Source organism: Methylocella tundrae, from assembly GCF_901905185.1.
GTDB lineage: Bacteria > Pseudomonadota > Alphaproteobacteria > Rhizobiales > Beijerinckiaceae > Methylocapsa > Methylocapsa tundrae.
This window is the reverse complement of the sequence record NZ_CABFMQ020000153.1, coordinates 121,582-139,092: the sequence shown is the minus strand read 5'-3', so window position 1 is coordinate 139,092 and position 17,511 is coordinate 121,582. Positions and strand designations below refer to the sequence as shown.

Genomic DNA, 17,511 nt, shown 5'->3' with positions numbered 1-17,511 from the left:
CATTTGGCGCGGCGGAGTGTCCGCCATGTTACACAAGCGAGCGAGAATCAGTCTCGTCTGGTCTTGAATCTCGGATTCGTCCGCGCATGAAGAAAACGCGTCTCGCACAGGAACAGAAGTGTCGACCTCCCTTCTCGAACGCTATAACGACAGGGTCGGCCAGGGTCTGATCGAGAGCGACGAAGCGCAAGAAGTCGTGCTCCGCAAGCTCGATAAGCTGCGCGCCGCGCTCGCCGATTATCAACCCGCGCCAAAGCCGAGCGGCCTGTCGCGCCTGTTCGGCGCCCGCCGCCCCGAGCCCTTCCTGCCGGGGCTCTACATCTGGGGATCGGTCGGACGCGGCAAGACAATGCTGATGGACCTTTTCTTCGAGGAAGCGCCGCAGCCGCGCAAGCGCCGAAGTCATTTCCATGCGTTCATGGCGGATGTGCATGCGGCGATCTACGCGTGGCGCCAGGCGGAGAAGCACAAGAAGGCCAAGGGCGACGATCCGATCGCCACCGTCGCCGACGCCATCGCCGAGCAGGCCCTGCTTCTCTGCTTTGATGAATTCCACGTCACCGACATCACGGACGCGATGATTCTCGGCAGGCTGTTCACGGCCCTGTCCGAGCGCGGCGTCGTCATCGTCGCGACCTCCAACGTCGAGCCCGACAATCTCTACAAAGACGGCCTCAATCGCGCGCTCTTCGTGCCTTTCATCTCGCTCATCAAGGCGAGGATGGAAGTCATCGAGCTGACGGCCCGCACCGATTTCCGGCGTGAGAAATTGCAGGGCCGGCAAACCTTTTATGTGCCGCCGGACGAAAAATCGGCGGCAGCGCTCACCGGCGCCTTCGAGGCGCTGACAGGGGTCGAACGCGGCAAGCCGATGGTGCTGCGCGTGCTCGGCCGCTCGCTCGCCGTGCCGGAGGCGCATGCGCATGTTGGCCGGTTTTCCTTCGCCGATCTTTGCGAGGCGCCGCTGGGTCCCTCCGATTATCTCTATATCGCGCGCTATTTTCACACCGTCATCATCGACGAGATTCCGGTCATCGCCCCGGGCCGGCGCGACGCCGTCAAGCGATTCATCACCTTGATCGACACGCTCTACGACGAGCATGTGAAGCTGATCGCCTCCGCCGCCGCCGAGCCCGCGGGCCTTTACGTCGGCGCCGACGGGCGCGAAGCCTTCGAGTTCGACCGCACGGTCTCGCGCCTGATCGAGATGCGTTCGGAAGCCTATATGGCGCTGCCGCACGGTTCGATCGCCTCGCTCGGCACGGGCGACGCAAGCGGCCTCGTCGAAACCTGACGCCGGCCGCGACGCCGGCGAAAAAAGCAACGCAGCGGCTCTCCCGGCCAGTTTCATGCGACCTTCTAAATTATAGGCAAAGCTGACGCCTGTATTCTGCGTTTTGGCGCTCCATCTGCACAAAACTCCATCAAAGTTGGCTGTGTCTGCGCTGGCGGCGCGATTTGAATTCCGTTATGGTGCGCCCCGGACCTGAGCCGCTAAGCCGCGATTGTGCGGAATGAGCGCCAGGCGTCATCGGCCAAGGGTCATCGCAATCATCTGCGATAACCATTTATCAAGAGAGCAAAACCTTGATTTCGTTGGCTTGCCGCGTTCAGCCTCTCCGCCCCCTGGCGGCGCCGAGGCCGTGGACCCAGAGCCCTTCCTTCCCATGAGAACCTTAACCCTTCGCCCTTCGGCGACTGAGGGAGACTTATAAAAATGGCGCGTAGCAAGATCGCATTGATCGGAGCCGGACAGATCGGCGGCACACTGGCTCATCTCGCGGCCCTGAAGGAGCTGGGCGACGTCGTTCTCTTCGACATCGCGGAAGGCACGCCGCAGGGCAAGGCGCTTGATCTTGCCGAATCCGGTCCGGTCGAGGGCTTCAACGCTTCCCTGAAGGGCGCCAATTCCTATGCGGACATCGCCGGCGCCGACGTCATCATCGTCACCGCCGGCGTGCCGCGCAAGCCCGGCATGAGCCGCGACGATCTTCTCGGCATCAATCTCAAGGTCATGGACGCGGTCGGCGACGGCATCAAACAATATGCCCCGGACGCTTTCGTGATCTGCATCACCAATCCGCTCGACGCGATGGTGTGGGCGCTGCAGAAAGCCTCCGGCCTCTCCCCCACCAAGATCGTCGGCATGGCCGGCGTTCTCGACTCCGCGCGGTTCCGCTATTTTCTCTCGGAAGAATTCAAGGTTTCGGTCGAGGACGTCACCGCCTTCGTGCTCGGCGGCCATGGCGACGACATGGTCCCTTCGCTGCGCTACTCGACCGTCGCCGGCATTCCGCTGACCGATCTCGTCAAGATCGGCTGGACGACGCAGGAAAGACTCGACGCCATCGTCGACCGGACCCGCAAGGGCGGCGGCGAAATCGTCAATCTGCTGAAAACCGGCTCCGCCTTCTATGCCCCCGCCGCCTCGGCGATCGCCATGGCTGAGTCCTATTTGAAAGACAAGCGCCGCGTGCTCCCCTGCGCTGCTCAGCTCAATGGCGAATATGGCGTCGACAATCTCTATGTTGGCGTGCCGGTCGTGATCGGCGCCAATGGCGTCGAGAAAATCGTCGAGGTCGCACTCGACGAGACGGAAAAGGCGATGTTCGCCAAGTCGGTCGCCTCGGTCAAAGGCCTCGTCGAAGCCTGCAAAGCGATCAATCCCGCTCTCGCCGGATAACGCTGCCGGTTCGGCCGCCCTGGCGGCCGAATCTTGGCGATCGAACTATTTCCTTCGCGGGCGCCAGAGCATAAGTTGCGCCAAAAAGGCTTCAAGAGAAGACAGCATGAACATTCATGAGTATCAGGCCAAGGCCGTGCTGAAGGAATTCGGCGTCCCGATTTCGCGCGGCGTTCCTATCCTGGAAAAGAGCGCCGCACGATCCGCCGCCGCTGAACTCCCAGGGCCGCTCTTCGTCGTGAAATCTCAAATTCACGCCGGCGGACGCGGCAAGGGCCGCTTCAAGGAGACCGAAGCCGGGCCGCAAGGCGGCGTGCGCCTCGCAAAATCCCCCGAGGAGGTCGAGCTCTTCGTCGGTCAGATGCTCGGCAGAACGCTCGTCACCGTGCAGACGGGCCCTTCCGGCAAACAGGTCAATCGCCTTTATCTCGAAGAAGGCTCGGACATCGCCAAGGAGTTCTATATTTCTCTCCTCGTCGACCGTTCCACCAGCCGGGTTTCCTTTGTTGTCTCCACCGAAGGCGGCATGGACATCGAGGAAGTCGCCCATAAAACGCCCGACAAGATTGTCACGTTCTCGGTCGATCCCGCAACGGGCGTTTTGCCGCATCACGGCCGCCGCGTGGCCCAGGCCCTCGGCCTTGACGGCGACCTTGCCAAACAGGCCGGAAAGCTCACGGCGCAGCTTTACGAAGCCTTCGTCGCCAAGGATATGGCGATGCTCGAGATCAATCCGCTGATCGTGTCGGCGGACGGTCGGCTCATCTGTCTCGACGCTAAAATATCGTTTGATTCCAATTCGCTGTTCCGCCACCCGGAGATTTTCGCGCTACGCGATGAATCGGAGGAGGACGCCAAGGAAATCGAAGCCTCGAAGCACGATCTCAGCTATATCTCGCTCGACGGCGAAATCGGCTGCATGGTCAACGGCGCCGGCCTCGCCATGGCGACCATGGACATCATCAAGCTCTATGGCGCGCAGCCGGCGAACTTCCTCGACGTCGGCGGCGGCGCGACCAAGGAGAAGGTGACCGAGGCCTTCAAGATCATCACCTCCGACCCGCAGGTCAAAGGCATTCTGGTCAATATCTTCGGCGGCATCATGAAATGCGACGTGATCGCTGAAGGCGTCATCGCCGCGGTGAAGGATGTCGGCCTTACCGTGCCGCTGGTCGTGCGCCTCGAAGGCACCAATGTCGCTCTCGGCAAAAAGATCATCGCCGCGTCCGGCCTTAACGTCATTCCGGCCGACGATCTCGACGACGCCGCTCAGAAAATCGTCGCCGCCGTCAAGAAAGTTTAGGACATGTCGATCCTCATCAACAGGGACACCAAGATTATCTGCCAGGGCTTCACTGGCAAGAACGGCACCTTCCACTCGGAGCAGGCGATCGCCTACGGCTCCCTGGTGGTCGGCGGCACCTCGCCCGGCAAGGGCGGCACGACGCATCTCGGATTGCCGGTGTTCGATACGGTCGTCGAAGCCAAAGAGGCGACCGGCGCCGACGCCAGCGTCATCTATGTTCCCCCGCCAGGCGCTGCGGACGCGATCTGCGAGGCGATCGACGCCGAAATCCCCCTCATCGTCTGCATCACCGAGGGCATTCCGGTCGAAGACATGATCAAGGTCAAGCGATCGCTTTGCGGCTCCAAATCTCGTCTCATCGGCCCGAATTGCCCGGGCGTCGTGACAGCCGACGAAAGCAAGATCGGCATCATGCCGGCGAACATCTTCAAGAAGGGGTCCGTCGGCATCGTGTCTCGCTCCGGCACGCTGACCTATGAGGCGGTCTTTCAGACCAGCCGCGAAAATCTCGGCCAGACGACCGCCGTCGGCATCGGCGGCGATCCCGTCAAGGGCGCTGAATTCATCGAGATTCTCGAACTATTCCTGGGCGATCCTGAGACGCACTCGATCATCATGATCGGCGAGATCGGCGGCTCTGCCGAAGAAGACGCCGCGCAATTCCTCAAGGATGAGGCCAAGCGCGGCCGCAAGAAGCCGATGGTTGGATTCATCGCCGGGCGCACGGCGCCTCCCGGCCGGCGGATGGGCCATGCCGGCGCTATCATCGCGGGCGGCAAGGGCGGCGCGGAAGACAAGATCGCGGCGATGGAATCGGCCGGCATCCGCGTCTCGCCGTCGCCGGCTCGCCTCGGCGCGACATTGGCCGAGCTGCTCCGCGCGTAGCGAAAAAATTTCTGGCCGGCGCGTTGAAACAGAAGATGCGCCGTCCAATTGGGATAATGTAATTCATTATATCGCATAGACGCGATACCGAAAAATTGAAAAACGTGTGGCCGTAATTTAAGCGCGTGAGCAAGAACATATAGGTTAATCTAGTAGACAGGCGACAATCACGCCGGGCGGACTTGGCCCCGGCGCTTTGTCTGGCTTCGCGGCCTAAGGCACGAGCCGAAATTTAAGGACGAGACACATGGCGCGCCAGAATGGCACTGATACGGCGAATGGTTCGGGAGGGGCCAGCGCGGGTCGCTCGGAGCCGAACGCCAAATTCGCGCAGACTTCTTTTCTTTACGGCGGCAACGCCGCCTATGTTGAACAGCTCCAGGCCGCCTATGAGCGCGATCCGAACGCCGTCGATCCCGAATGGCGGAGCTTTTTCGAACAGCTCAGCGACGATCGCGCGGCGGTCGAGACCAGCGCCAACGGACCGCATTGGCGCGCGCCCAACTGGCCGCTCACGCCGAACGGCGAACTGATCTCCGCGCTCGACGGCAATTGGGGCAAGCCCGACCTCACAGCCAAGGCCGCCGCCAAGGGCGACCAGAAGGCCGAAGCGAAACCAGCGATCGAAGCAAAACCCGGATCAGCCGTCCCTGGGCCTGACGTTCAGCGCGCGACGCGCGATTCCGTGCGCGCCCTGATGATGATCCGCGCCTATCGCATGCGTGGACATTTGCACGCAAAGCTCGACCCGCTCGGCATCGAGCGGCCAAGAGACAATGAAGAGCTGCATCCTGCGACCTATGGGTTCACCGAGGCCGATTATGATCGCAAGATCTTCCTCGATCATGTGCTCGGGCTCGAATTCGCCACCATCCGGGAAATGCTGCCGATCCTGCGCCGCACCTATTGCGACACGATCGGCTTTGAATTCATGCACATGTCGGATCCGGCGGAAAAGGCCTGGATGCAGGAGCGCATCGAGGGCCCCGGCAAGGAGATCAGCTTCACGCGCGAGGGCAAACGCGCGATTTTGAACAAGCTGATCGAGGCCGAGGGCTTCGAGAAGTTTCTCGACGTCAAATATACCGGCACGAAGCGGTTTGGCCTCGACGGCGGCGAATCGCTCGTTCCGGCGCTCGAACAGATCATCAAGCGCGGCGGCGCGCTCGGCGTTCGCGAGATCGTCATTGGCATGGCCCATCGCGGCCGCCTCAACGTCCTGTCGCAGGTGATGGGCAAGCCCCATCGCGCGATCTTTCACGAATTCAAGGGCGGTTCGCAGACGCCGGACGAAGTCGAAGGGTCGGGCGACGTCAAATATCATCTCGGCGCCTCGTCGGATCGCGATTTCGACAATAACCAGGTGCATCTGTCGCTGACCGCCAACCCTTCCCATCTCGAAATCGTCGATCCGGTCGTCCTCGGCAAGGTGCGCGCCAAGCAGGACCAGTTGCATGACGTCGTCGATCGCACGCATGTCCTGCCGCTGCTGCTGCATGGCGACGCGGCGTTTGCCGGCCAGGGCGTCATCGCGGAATGTTTCGGCCTTTCCGGCCTCAAGGGCTACCGGACCGGCGGTTCGATCCATTTCATCATCAACAACCAGATCGGCTTCACCACCTCGCCGCGTTATTCGCGTTCGTCCCCCTATCCGTCGGACACCGCGAAAATGATCGAGGCGCCGATCATTCATGTGAATGGCGACGACCCGGAAGCCGTTGTCTACGCGGCCAAAATCGCGATCGAGTTCCGGCAGAAGTTCCATAAGCCCGTCGTGATCGATATGTTCTGCTATCGCCGGTTCGGCCATAATGAGGGCGACGAGCCGAGCTTCACGCAGCCGATCATGTACAAAAGGATCCGCGCGCATCGTACGACGCTCGACGTTTATGCCGAGAAGCTGCTTGCCGAGGGCGTTGTAGCGGCTGGCGAAGTCGAGAAGCTGCGGGCGAATTGGCGCGGCCGCCTCGACGCCGAGTTCGAAGCCGGCCAATCCTATCAGCCAAACAAAGCCGATTGGCTCGACGGCCGATGGGCGGGCCTCAAGCCGGCGCTCGTCACCGCCGAGGACGACCGGCGCGGGCGCACCGGCGTCGATCCGGCGCGCCTCAAGGAAATCGGCGAACGCCTGACTACCGTGCCCGCCAATTTCAACGTGCACCGGACCGTCGCCCGGCTGCTCGACAACCGGCGCAAGATGATCGAGACCGGCCAGGGCATCGACTGGGCGATGGCCGAAGCGCTCGCTTTCGGCGCGCTGGTCGATGAAGGCCACCCCGTGCGGCTGTCGGGGCAGGACAGCGAGCGCGGCACATTCTCACAACGCCATTCCGTGCTGAACGATCAGGAAACGGAAGCGCGCTACGTGCCGCTGAACCATATCCGCGACGAGCAGGCCCATTATGAGGTCATAAATTCGATGCTCTCGGAGGAGGCGGTGCTCGGATTCGAATATGGCTATTCGCTGTCCGAACCGAATGCGCTGGTGCTGTGGGAGGCGCAGTTCGGCGACTTCGCCAATGGCGCGCAGGTGGTTTTCGATCAGTTCATGTCGGCCGGCGAGCGTAAATGGCTGCGCATGTCGGGCCTCGTCTGCCTGTTGCCGCACGGTTATGAAGGCCAGGGGCCCGAGCATTCCTCGGCGCGCCTCGAGCGCTATCTGCAGATGTGCGCCGAAGACAATATGCAGGTCGCCAATTGCACGTCCCCGGCGAATTACTTCCACATCCTGCGCCGGCAGCTGAAGCGTGAATTCCGTAAGCCGCTGATTTTGATGACGCCGAAATCGCTTCTGCGTCACAAGCGCTGTGTTTCGAGCTTCGACGAATTCATTGTCGGCTCCTCATTCCATCGCGTTCTGCGCGATCATGGCGAGAAGTTCCCGGCCGAATTCAAGCTTAAGCCAGACGCCGGGATCAGACGCGTTGTCCTTTGCACCGGCAAGGTCTATTACGATCTTCTCGAAGAGCGCGAAAAGCGCGGCGTCGACGACGTCTACCTTTTGCGCGTCGAGCAGCTCTATCCCTTCCCGCTGAAAGCGCTCGTCAATCTCCTCGCGCGCTTCAAGCAGGCCGAGGTGATCTGGTGCCAGGAAGAACCAAAAAACATGGGCGCCTGGAATTTCGTCGATCCCTATCTCGAATGGGTGCTCGGCCAGGTTGGCGGCAAATCGAGGCGTCCGCGCTATGCCGGCCGGCCGGCCGCCGCGGCCACCGCGACGGGGCTGATGTCGAAACATCTGGCTCAGCTGAAGGCGTTCATGGACGATATTTATGCGCCCTGATCCGGCCACGGCTCGTCCGGCCTGTGACTTCCCCGAGCGCGGCGGCTTCCTCCGCGCTCTCAATCCTTTTTATTCAGCGCATGATCTAATTCTTTCCAGGATCATGCTCGAACGGCAGCATGACATGGGCATTGAAAGATGACGATTGAAATCCGCGTTCCGACTTTGGGCGAATCGGTCAGCGAAGCAACGATCGGACGTTGGTTCAAGAAGGCGGGCGACGCCGTCAAGGCGGATGAGCCCCTGGTTGAGCTCGAAACCGACAAAGTCACGCTCGAGGTCAATGCGCCCTCTTCCGGCGTGCTCGCCGAGATCACCGTGAAGGATGGCGAAACCGTCGGCGTCGGCGCGCTTTTGGGCCAGATCAGCGATTCGGGCGCGCCCGCGAAAACCGAGGCGAAAGCTCCGGCAGCCGCTCCCGTGGCGGCTCCGGCGGCGGAAAAAGCCTCCGCCGCGTCGCTCTCCAGCCTTCCCATCATGGCGCCGTCCCCCGCCGCGGCAAAAATCGCGGCCGACAAAGGCCTCGATCCCGCCGCCATCGCAGGCTCCGGGGTGCGCGGCCAGGTGCTGAAGGGCGATGTGCTCGCCAGGATCGCCAGCCCTGCTCCGGTCCCGGCCGCCTCTGTCAGCCCGGCGCCGGCGCCGGTCCAGGCAAGAGCGCCCTCGCCGGCGTCCGACGCTGAGCGCGAAGAACGCGTTCGCATGACGCGGCTGCGCCTCACCATCGCGCGCCGTCTGAAGGATGCGCAGAACACCGCCGCCATGCTGACGACCTTCAACGAGGTCGACATGACCGAGGTGATGGCGCTGCGGTCCAAATATAAAGACGTGTTCGAGAAGAAACATGGCTCGAAGCTCGGCTTCATGGGCTTCTTCGTCAAAGCCGTCGTCGGCGCGCTGAAGGAGATCCCTTCGATCAACGCCGAGATCGACGGCGACGATCTGGTCTTCAAGAATTACTACCACATCGGCATCGCCGTCGGCTCCGAGAAGGGCCTCATCGTCCCAGTCGTGCGCGACGCCGATCAGCTGGGTCTCGCGGCCATTGAGAAAACCATCGCGGGCCTTGGCAAGCGCGCCCGGGACGGGCAGCTCAAGATCGAGGAGCTGCAGGGCGGCACCTTCACCATCACCAATGGCGGCATCTATGGCTCGCTGATGTCGACGCCGATCCTCAACGCGCCGCAATCGGGCATTTTGGGCATGCATAAGATCCAGGACCGCCCCGTCGTCGTCGGCGGCAAGATCGAAATTCGCCCGATGATGTATCTCGCGCTCTCCTACGACCATCGCATCGTCGACGGCAAGGAGGCGGTGACATTCCTCGTCCGCGTCAAGGAGGCTCTCGAAGATCCGGCGCGGCTCATCCTCGATATCTGAAAACGAGAGCCGCCCGGAAAGATCAACGCCAGATCCTGTCCTGCCTCGGGCCATCGCGGTCCGTCTTCCGCCATCCTTCCGCCATCCTTTGAAACGCCATCGCGCGGTTTCCTGGATGCGGTCGATTTTGTGAGGCTTCATGTCAACTTACGATCTGATCGTCATTGGAACCGGCCCCGGCGGCTATGTCTGCGCGATCCGCGCCGCGCAGCTCGGCATGAAGGTCGCCGTCGTCGAAAAGCGTAAGACCAAGACGCATGGCGGCACCTGCCTCAATATCGGCTGCATCCCCTCGAAGGCGCTGCTTTACGCGTCCGAGAAACTCGCCGAGGCAAACCATGACCTTGCCGCTCTCGGCGTCATCGTCGACACGCCGAAGCTCGATCTGCCGGCCATGCTGAAGCACAAGGACGACACGGTCGCCGCCAACGTCAACGGCATCGGCTTCCTGTTCAAGAAGCACAAGATCGAGTCCTTCTTCGGCCTCGGGGAGATCAAGGCGCCGGGCGAGGTCGAGGTCACGGCGGAGGACGGAACGAAACAGACCATCACCGCCAGGAACATCGTGATCGCGACGGGGTCCGACGTCACGCCGCTTCCCGGCGTCGAGATCGACGAACAAACCATCGTCTCCTCGACGGGCGCGCTCAGTCTGGCGGAGCCGCCGAAGGATCTGCTCGTCGTCGGCGCCGGCGTCATAGGCCTTGAACTCGGCTCGGTCTGGGGCCGGCTCGGCAGCAATGTGACGGTCGTCGAATTTTTAGATCGCATCCTGCCCGGCGTTGACGCGGAAGTCGGCAAGCAGTTCCAGCGCATCCTGCAAAAACAGGGCTTTACCTTCCAGCTCGGCCAGAAGGTCTCGAAAATCGAGAAAGGCAAGCGGCTAAGGGTGACGATCGAACCCGCCGCCGGGGGCGAGGCCTCGACGCTTGAAGCCGACGTCGTTCTGGTCGCAATCGGCCGGCGTCCCGTCACGGAAGGGCTGGGGCTTGAAAAAATCGGCGTCGCGATGGAGCGCGGCCGGGTCGTCATCGACGATCATTTCGCCACTAATGTGGCTGGCGTTTACGCGCTCGGCGACGTCGTGCGCGGCCCGATGCTCGCCCATAAGGCCGAGGACGAAGGCCTTGCGGTCGCCGAAATTCTGGCTGGTCAGCACGGGCATGTGAATTATGAGGCGATCCCCTCCGTCGTCTATACATCGCCGGAAATCGCCTCCGTCGGCGCGACGGAAGAGGAGCTGAAAGCCAGGGGAATCGCCTATAAGGTCGGCAAATTCCCCTTCACCGCCAATGGCCGCGCGCGGGCGATGCGGCAGACCGACGGCTTCGTCAAATTTCTCGCCGACGCCGAGACCGACCGCGTGCTTGGCGTGCATATCCTTGGGGCCGGCGCCGGCGAACTCATCGCCGAGGCCTGCCTTCTGATCGAATTCGGCGGCTCCTCGGAAGATCTCGCCCGCACCAGCCACGCCCATCCGACCCTTTCGGAAGCGATGCGCGAAGCAGCATTGGCGGTGGAGAAGCGGCAGATTCATATGTAAGGGCAGGCGCGGACGATTTGACCGTTGCCGAAGCGCCCGATCGACAGGGCGGCGCCCGGTTGCCGACCATGCGCGCGCCCAACAAAGCGCCTACACATCCTTGAACGGAAAAGGCGAAACGCTGCGCGTCGATTCATCGACGAGAAGGGCGCGAAGGGCCGGCGGCGCGGCGCGCTGGGCGCAGCCCGGCCGCTCGCAGAGGCGGCAGTTGATGCCGATTGGCGTTGCCTCGGGAGCATCGGGATCAAGTCGCCTGGCGTAGACGAGCCGGCGCGCATATTTGATCTCGCAGCCAAGTCCGATGGCGAAGCGCGGCTCGATGCCGCCCCAGGGCGTAATCGACCGGCGCACCGTGCGGGCGATGGAAAACCACTGCGATCCGTCCATCAGCTCGATGACCTGCGTCAGAATGCGGCCGGGATTGGCGAAAGTCGCGTGGATGTTCCACAAAGCGCAGGTGCCGCCCGAATTGGCGAAGGGAAAGCGGCTCGAGGAAAAGCGTTTCGAGACATTGCCGGCGATGTCGACGCGCAGCAGGAAGAACGGAATGCCGCGCGCGGTCTGCCGCGACAGCGTCGTCAAGCGATGGGCCACCTGCTCGAAGCTCGCGCCAAAACGCGCCGCCAGCACCTCGACGTCATAGCCGACAAGCTCCGCCGCCTCATAAAAGCGGTCGTAGGGCATCATCAAAGCGCCGGCGAAATAATTGGCGAGCGTGACGCGCAATAGTTTGCGGGCGACCTCGCTCTGCTCGAGGCGCGCGACGGTTTCATTCAGGAGCCCGTCGAATTCTGTCAGCGCCAACTGATAGGCGGCCTGAAAGGTCCTGCCCGGCTGGTCCATGACTTCGGAGATCATCAATTGCTTGCGGTGATGATCATACCAGCGCAGCCGATCGCCCATGACTTCGAGCGGGAGGGCGCGCACGCGAATGCCGTGGCGCATGCGCAGATAGTCCGTCAGCGCCGGGAACAGGCCGTGCGGCTCGACCTGCAGGGTCGAGGCGAAGGATTCGGCCGCCTCGTCAAGGTCGGCGAAGTGGTTACGGGCGTCCTGCAGAACGCCGCGCACCTTTTCGATGGGGCTCTCGCCAAGCAGCGGCTCGGCCCGATCGCGGTCCGCGCCGGAGAAAATTCCCGCTTCGCTCGCCTCGCGCGCCGTCGAATAGGCGCGATAGAGCCGCAGCATGGCGGCGAGGAGCGCCGGGGAATGTTCGGCGGCGTCGCGCACCTCGCCGCGCGGCACGGGGGCGTCGCGAAACAGCGGGTCGGCAAGAATTTGCTCCATATCGCCGACCGACTGCTCCCCGTCGGCCTCCATGAAATCGCGGGGATCGACGCCATAGACGTCGGTGAGCCGGATCAACACCTGCACAGTGATCGGCCGCTGGTTGCTTTCCATGAGATTGAGATAACTCGGCGAGACGTCGAGTTCGTCGGCCATGCGCGCCTGTGTGAGGCGTCTTTCGCGGCGCAGGCGCTTGAGGCGCGGTCCGGCGAAAATCTTCCTTGATCCAGTTTCGGCGCCCATTGTAAAACTCTTTGCAGACACACAAATTTACAAGGAAGGAAGTTTACACTATCACCTCATTCTATGTCGAATGGCTTGCCTGAAACAGCAATTTGTCGCCTATATGCCACAACATCGTCCGCTGGATCAGCGGATGTCAATTGCTGTGAACGTTGTGATTTGTGGAGAACAAGATGAGCAAAGCGATCAGCTTTGAAGACCGGACGAGGGGCGCACGATGAACTATCAAAGCACGATCTCCGGGCCCGGGCAGGCCAACGAATATCAAAGCCATATTGCCCAGATGAAGCAGCTCATCGAACGTCAGAACGGCACGTGGAGCGGCATCAACCCCGAGTCCGTCGCCCGCATGCGCCTGCAGAACCGCTTCCAGACGGGTCTCGACATCGCCAGATATACTGCTGCGATTATGCGCAAGGACATGGCGGCCTATGACGCCGACCCTGCCCTTTACACTCAGTCGCTGGGCTGCTGGCACGGGTTCATCGGCCAGCAGAAGATGATCTCCATCAAGAAGCACTTCGGCACGACCGACCGCCGGTACCTGTACCTCTCCGGCTGGATGGTCGCCGCGCTGCGCTCCGAATTCGGTCCGCTCCCGGACCAGTCGATGCATGAGAAGACGTCGGTGCCGGCTCTGATCGAAGAGCTTTACACCTTCCTGCGCCAGGCGGACGCCCGCGAACTCGGCGGCATGTTCCGCGCCATCGACGCCGCCCGCGCGGCCGGCGACGGCGCCAAGGAACAGGAGCTGCTGGCGGCGGCCGACAATTTCCAGACCCATGTGGTGCCGATCATCGCGGACATTGACGCGGGCTTCGGCAATGCGGAAGCGACCTATCTGCTGGCCAAGAAGATGATCGAGGCCGGCGCCTGCGCGCTTCAGATCGAAAACCAGGTGTCGGACGAAAAGCAGTGCGGCCATCAGGACGGCAAGGTGACTGTGCCGCACGAGGTCTTCCTCGCGAAAGTGCGCGCCTGCCGCTACGCTTTCCTCGAACTCGGCGTGGAGGACGGCATTATCGTTACGCGCACCGACTCGCTCGGGGCCGGCCTCACCCAGCAGATCGCCGTCAGCCATGAGCCAGGCGATCTCGGCGACCAGTACAATGCGTTCCTGGACTGCGAGGAAGTCGCGGCCGGCGAGGGTCGTAACGGCGACGTCATCATCAATCGCAATGGCAAGCTGCTGCGGCCGAAGCGCCTCGCCAGCAACCTCTATCAGTTCCGTCCCGGCACCGGAGCGGATCGTTGCGTGCTCGACTGCATCACCTCGCTGCAGAACGGCGCCGACCTCCTTTGGATCGAGACCGAAAAGCCGCACGTCGAGCAGATTGCGAGCATGGTGGACCGCATCCGGGCCGTCGTTCCCAACGCCAAGCTGGTCTATAACAATTCGCCGTCGTTCAACTGGACGCTGAATTTCCGCCAGCAGGTGTATGACGCCTGGAAAGCCGCCGGCAAGGACGTGTCCGCCTATGACCGGCCGGGCCTGATGAGCGTCGACTACGATCGCACGGATCTGGCCGCCGAAGCCGATGAGCGCATCCGCACCTTCCAGGCGGACGGCTCGAAGCGGGCGGGCATTTTCCACCATCTCATCACGCTTCCGACCTATCACACGGCGGCTCTGTCCACCGACAATCTGGCGAAAGAATATTTCGGCGATCAGGGCATGCTCGGCTATGTCCGCAACGTTCAGCGTCAGGAAATCCGCCAGGGCATCGCCTGCGTCAAGCACCAGAACATGGCTGGCTCCGACATGGGCGACGATCACAAGGAATATTTCGCCGGCGAGGCGGCCCTGAAGGCTGGCGGCGCTCACAACACAATGAATCAGTTCGGCTAAGGCGCCGGCGCTTTCATTGAGACAGATAACAGGGCGGTCCGGAGCGCCATGCTCCGGGTCGCCCTTGCTATTTAGCGAGCCCGCGGGCGTCCGCTTCAAGGACCAGCTCGCCCCGGAGAATCGGAGCGCCGCCCGCGGCGCGCGCGGACCGGGCTGACTGCGGCTTCCCCGCCGCCAATGCGCCGCGAATTTTCAAGCGTGTGCGAGGCGCTGGCGCTTTTTGATCATTTTGTTAATCTGTTCCCTGCAAAAATGTGGGCGCGCGCAATGCATTTGGCGCCGCGCATTGCCGACTCTAGCCGCAAACGGATGCTCATGACGGATTTCGCACTCGACGCGCTCGATCTCGCAGCGCTTCTCTGCTCGAGAGTTTGCCATGACGTGATCAGCCCTGTCGGCGCGATCGTCAACGGACTCGAGGTTCTCGAGGACGAGAAAGACGCCGAGATGCGCGATATCGCTTTCGACCTCATCAAAAAAAGCGCCGAGACGGCTTCTGCGCGGCTGCAATTCTGCCGGCTCGCTTTCGGCGCCGCGGGATCGGCGGGAGCCTCGATCGACACCGGAGAGGCCGAAAAAGTCGCCCGCGGCCTATTCGCCGATCAGAAAACACAGATCGAATGGCGCGCGGCGCGTGTTCTGATGCCGAAAAACCAGGTCAAGCTCATTCTCAATCTTTGCCTCATCGCCGCTGCCGCGATCCCGCGCGGCGGCGTCATTACGGTGACGACCGGCGACGCCGGCGCCTCGGGAGACGCATTGCGTCTGCGCGTCACCGCACAAGGACCGAACGCGAAGCTCGCGAGCCATACGCCCTCGCTCCTCGCGGGAGCGCCCGAGCATAACGCCGTCGACGCCCACGCCATCCAGCCGTTTTACACCAGCCTCGTCGCCAAAGCGGCAGATATGACTCTCGAAGTGGTCACTGAGCCCGATTTTGTCGCGATCGAAGCCTTCCACGCGAGTGACCGCATGGGGGCCGATGTAGCCGCCTAGGGCAAATAGCGCGCAAAACTCCGGGCGGCAACGAAAGCTGCGCGGCGCAGCGAAAAAGCAGGCGCCCCAAGTCACGGAGTTTTTGAAGCCCCTATTGCCTCACATACACTGCGTTAATACCCCGCGCGGGGAGAGGCTCTTGTCGTGAACAAATGCGATTTGGCGTAGCACCGCGATCATTCATCGCGGAAAGATCGTCAAGCGTCTCCAAAGTCGCTTGCGGTTTCCGGAATCGCCCGAAATTATAGAGGCCAATGCAAAAATCGGCCTCCCGGAGGGCGCCTGGCCCATAGAGCCCCTTCGAGCGGTCGGCGCATCACGCCGTAATCCGCTCCTCATCGTCCAGCGGTTCGCGCAGCACATAGCCGCGGCCCCAGACGGTTTCGATGTAATTGCGGCCCTGACTCGCATTGGCGAGTTTTTTGCGGAGCTTGCAGATGAACACGTCGATGATCTTCAGTTCCGGCTCATCCATGCCGCCATAGAGATGATTGAGGAACATTTCCTTGGTCAAGGTCGTCCCTTTGCGGAGCGAAAGCAGCTCCAGCATCTGATATTCCTTGCCGGTGAGATGAACCCTCGAGCCGGTGACCTCGACTGTTTTCTGGTCGAGATTGACGATGAGGTCGCCCGTCGCGATGACGGATTGCGCATGGCCCTTGGAGCGCCGCACGATGGCGTGGATTCGGGCGACGAGTTCATCCTTATGGAAAGGTTTGGTGAGATAATCATCCGCGCCAAATCCAAGCCCCTTCACCTTGTCTTCGATCGCCGCGAACCCTGAAAGAATGAGGATCGGCGTCTTGACCTTGGCGACTCGCAGCGTGCGAAGCACCTCATAGCCCGACATGTCGGGCAGGTTCAGGTCGAGCAGAATGATGTCGTAATCATAAAGCTTGCCAAGGTCGACGCCCTCTTCGCCGAGATCCGTCGTGTAGACGTTGAAATTCTCGGATTTCAGCATCAGCTCAATGCTTTGCGCTGTCGCGCTGTCGTCTTCAATCAATAAAACGCGCATCTGAGGTCCCCACCTTGCCCCGTCGGTCGCCTACCGGCGCGAGATCGTCCAGAGGCTCCCGGCCGGGCGCGCTATTGGCCCCGAGCGTTAACCTTTCGCTACGAGTTTCGTAACCTTAACGGGCATTGGTTAATAAAAGCATTCCTTCACGATGGTGATTTTAATACGGCGCTACCCGAATCAATTTTCGTCTGGCAAACGGCTGACGGCTTATGTCATCCGCCTGCATTCTGCGGGCGCAAGCTTGCGCGACGAAGAATTCCCGGTTTCCCACCTAAAACTTCTTCCATCCCCTGAGCGCCGCGCCAGTATGTCCGCCATTTGCGAAGCCCCGCGGCGAAAAGCCGGCGAATCGCTCTGAAACTCGCCGCCCGCGCGGCGACAGTAACGAATGGGCAACTTTGCTCCTGCAAACTTCACCGGTCGAAAAAGCATTCGGTCCTCGCTGGACAAGGCTTGATCGCCGGCTTTGAAGACGGCCGGTCAGCGGGTCCGGCAAGCGCCTTGCCGGCCGCCCGCTTCCGGGCGCGGCCCAGGGCGAAGCTCAGTGGGAGTGGAAATAGGATGAAGCTGCAGGAAACACTCGTTCGCCTCAAGCGGTTTCAGGTCGACGAAAGGCGCCGCCGGGTTGCGCAAATCGAGTCGATGGTCGCCGAATTCTCGAAAATTGCGCGCGAACTCGAGCAGGAAGTCGCCATCGAAGAACAACGCGCCGGCATTTTCGACGCCTCCCATTTCGCCTATCCGACCTACGCGCGCGCCGCCCGCGCCCGCCGCGACAATCTCAATCGCTCTGCCGAAGAATTGATGGGTCAGCTCGAAGACGCCCGCAACCGGCTCGAGGAGGCGATCGCCGAACTCGGCAAGGCGCAAGGGTGCGACGCCCGGGAAAAAACCGCTCATCCCATCGGCGACCTGCCCCTCGCGCCTCAGGAAAATCCGCCCGTGCGCCTGCGCGCCGCCCAGGCCTGAGATTTGAGCCCGAGATTTGACAGGCCCGATTCAGCCTGCTTCCCCTGCGCGCTAGCGCCGCGCCTT

General features: G+C 62.0%; 12 protein-coding genes. 10 read left to right on the top strand and 2 right to left on the bottom strand.

The window, feature by feature from the left end; all coding sequences use genetic code 11:
- The first annotated feature begins 118 nt into the window (after nucleotides 1–118).
- The 7 genes from zapE (at nucleotide 119) to lpdA (ending at nucleotide 11,080) form a co-directional block, all read left to right on the top strand.
- Nucleotides 119–1,294 (top strand): cell division protein ZapE, encoded by a 1,176-nt coding sequence (gene zapE, locus MPC4_RS20705; protein ID WP_174514202.1) that lies wholly within the window; start codon nucleotides 119–121, stop codon nucleotides 1,292–1,294.
- 423 nt (nucleotides 1,295–1,717) lie between these two features.
- Complete coding sequence (gene mdh, locus MPC4_RS20700; RefSeq protein ID WP_174514201.1) at nucleotides 1,718–2,683, top strand: malate dehydrogenase; 966 nt, start codon at nucleotides 1,718–1,720, stop codon at nucleotides 2,681–2,683.
- A gap of 106 nt (nucleotides 2,684–2,789) precedes the next feature.
- Nucleotides 2,790–3,986, top strand: coding sequence for an ADP-forming succinate--CoA ligase subunit beta (sucC, locus tag MPC4_RS20695; protein ID WP_174514200.1), 1,197 nt, complete (start codon nucleotides 2,790–2,792; stop codon nucleotides 3,984–3,986).
- 3 nt (nucleotides 3,987–3,989) lie between these two features.
- Nucleotides 3,990–4,874: a succinate--CoA ligase subunit alpha gene (gene sucD, locus MPC4_RS20690; RefSeq protein WP_174514199.1), complete on the top strand. Its 885-nt coding sequence runs from the start codon at nucleotides 3,990–3,992 to the stop codon at nucleotides 4,872–4,874.
- A gap of 247 nt (nucleotides 4,875–5,121) precedes the next feature.
- On the top strand, nucleotides 5,122–8,157 hold the full coding sequence (locus MPC4_RS20685) for a 2-oxoglutarate dehydrogenase E1 component (RefSeq protein WP_174514198.1): 3,036 nt from the start codon (nucleotides 5,122–5,124) through the stop codon (nucleotides 8,155–8,157).
- Between the two features lie 138 nt (nucleotides 8,158–8,295).
- Nucleotides 8,296–9,537 (top strand): 2-oxoglutarate dehydrogenase complex dihydrolipoyllysine-residue succinyltransferase, encoded by a 1,242-nt coding sequence (odhB, locus tag MPC4_RS20680; RefSeq protein WP_174514197.1) that lies wholly within the window; start codon nucleotides 8,296–8,298, stop codon nucleotides 9,535–9,537.
- Nucleotides 9,538–9,676: 139 nt separating this feature from the next.
- Nucleotides 9,677–11,080, top strand: coding sequence for a dihydrolipoyl dehydrogenase (lpdA, locus tag MPC4_RS20675; protein WP_174514196.1), 1,404 nt, complete (start codon nucleotides 9,677–9,679; stop codon nucleotides 11,078–11,080).
- A gap of 90 nt (nucleotides 11,081–11,170) precedes the next feature.
- On the opposite strand, the gene MPC4_RS20670 is transcribed toward lpdA, so the two are convergent.
- Nucleotides 11,171–12,610, bottom strand: a complete 1,440-nt coding sequence (locus MPC4_RS20670; RefSeq protein ID WP_134490359.1) for a helix-turn-helix domain-containing protein — start codon at nucleotides 12,608–12,610, stop codon at nucleotides 11,171–11,173.
- 217 nt (nucleotides 12,611–12,827) lie between these two features.
- Here MPC4_RS20670 and MPC4_RS20665 point away from each other — a divergent pair, with 217 nt between their 5' ends.
- A complete protein-coding gene (locus MPC4_RS20665) occupies nucleotides 12,828–14,459 on the top strand; it encodes an isocitrate lyase (RefSeq protein ID WP_174514195.1) in 1,632 nt (543 codons plus the stop codon).
- A 315-nt stretch (nucleotides 14,460–14,774) separates the two neighbouring features.
- Nucleotides 14,775–15,455 carry a histidine phosphotransferase ChpT gene (gene chpT / locus MPC4_RS20660; protein ID WP_174514194.1) on the top strand — a complete coding sequence of 227 codons (681 nt, stop codon included), beginning with the start codon at nucleotides 14,775–14,777 and terminating at the stop codon, nucleotides 15,453–15,455.
- Nucleotides 15,456–15,771: 316 nt separating this feature from the next.
- Here chpT and ctrA read toward each other — a convergent pair whose 3' ends face one another.
- Nucleotides 15,772–16,473 (bottom strand): response regulator transcription factor CtrA, encoded by a 702-nt coding sequence (ctrA, locus tag MPC4_RS20655; protein ID WP_174514193.1) that lies wholly within the window; start codon nucleotides 16,471–16,473, stop codon nucleotides 15,772–15,774.
- 564 nt (nucleotides 16,474–17,037) lie between these two features.
- Here ctrA and MPC4_RS20650 point away from each other — a divergent pair.
- Nucleotides 17,038–17,445: a flagellar export protein FliJ gene (locus tag MPC4_RS20650; RefSeq protein WP_174514192.1), complete on the top strand. Its 408-nt coding sequence runs from the start codon at nucleotides 17,038–17,040 to the stop codon at nucleotides 17,443–17,445.
- Nucleotides 17,446–17,511: the final 66 nt, after the last annotated feature.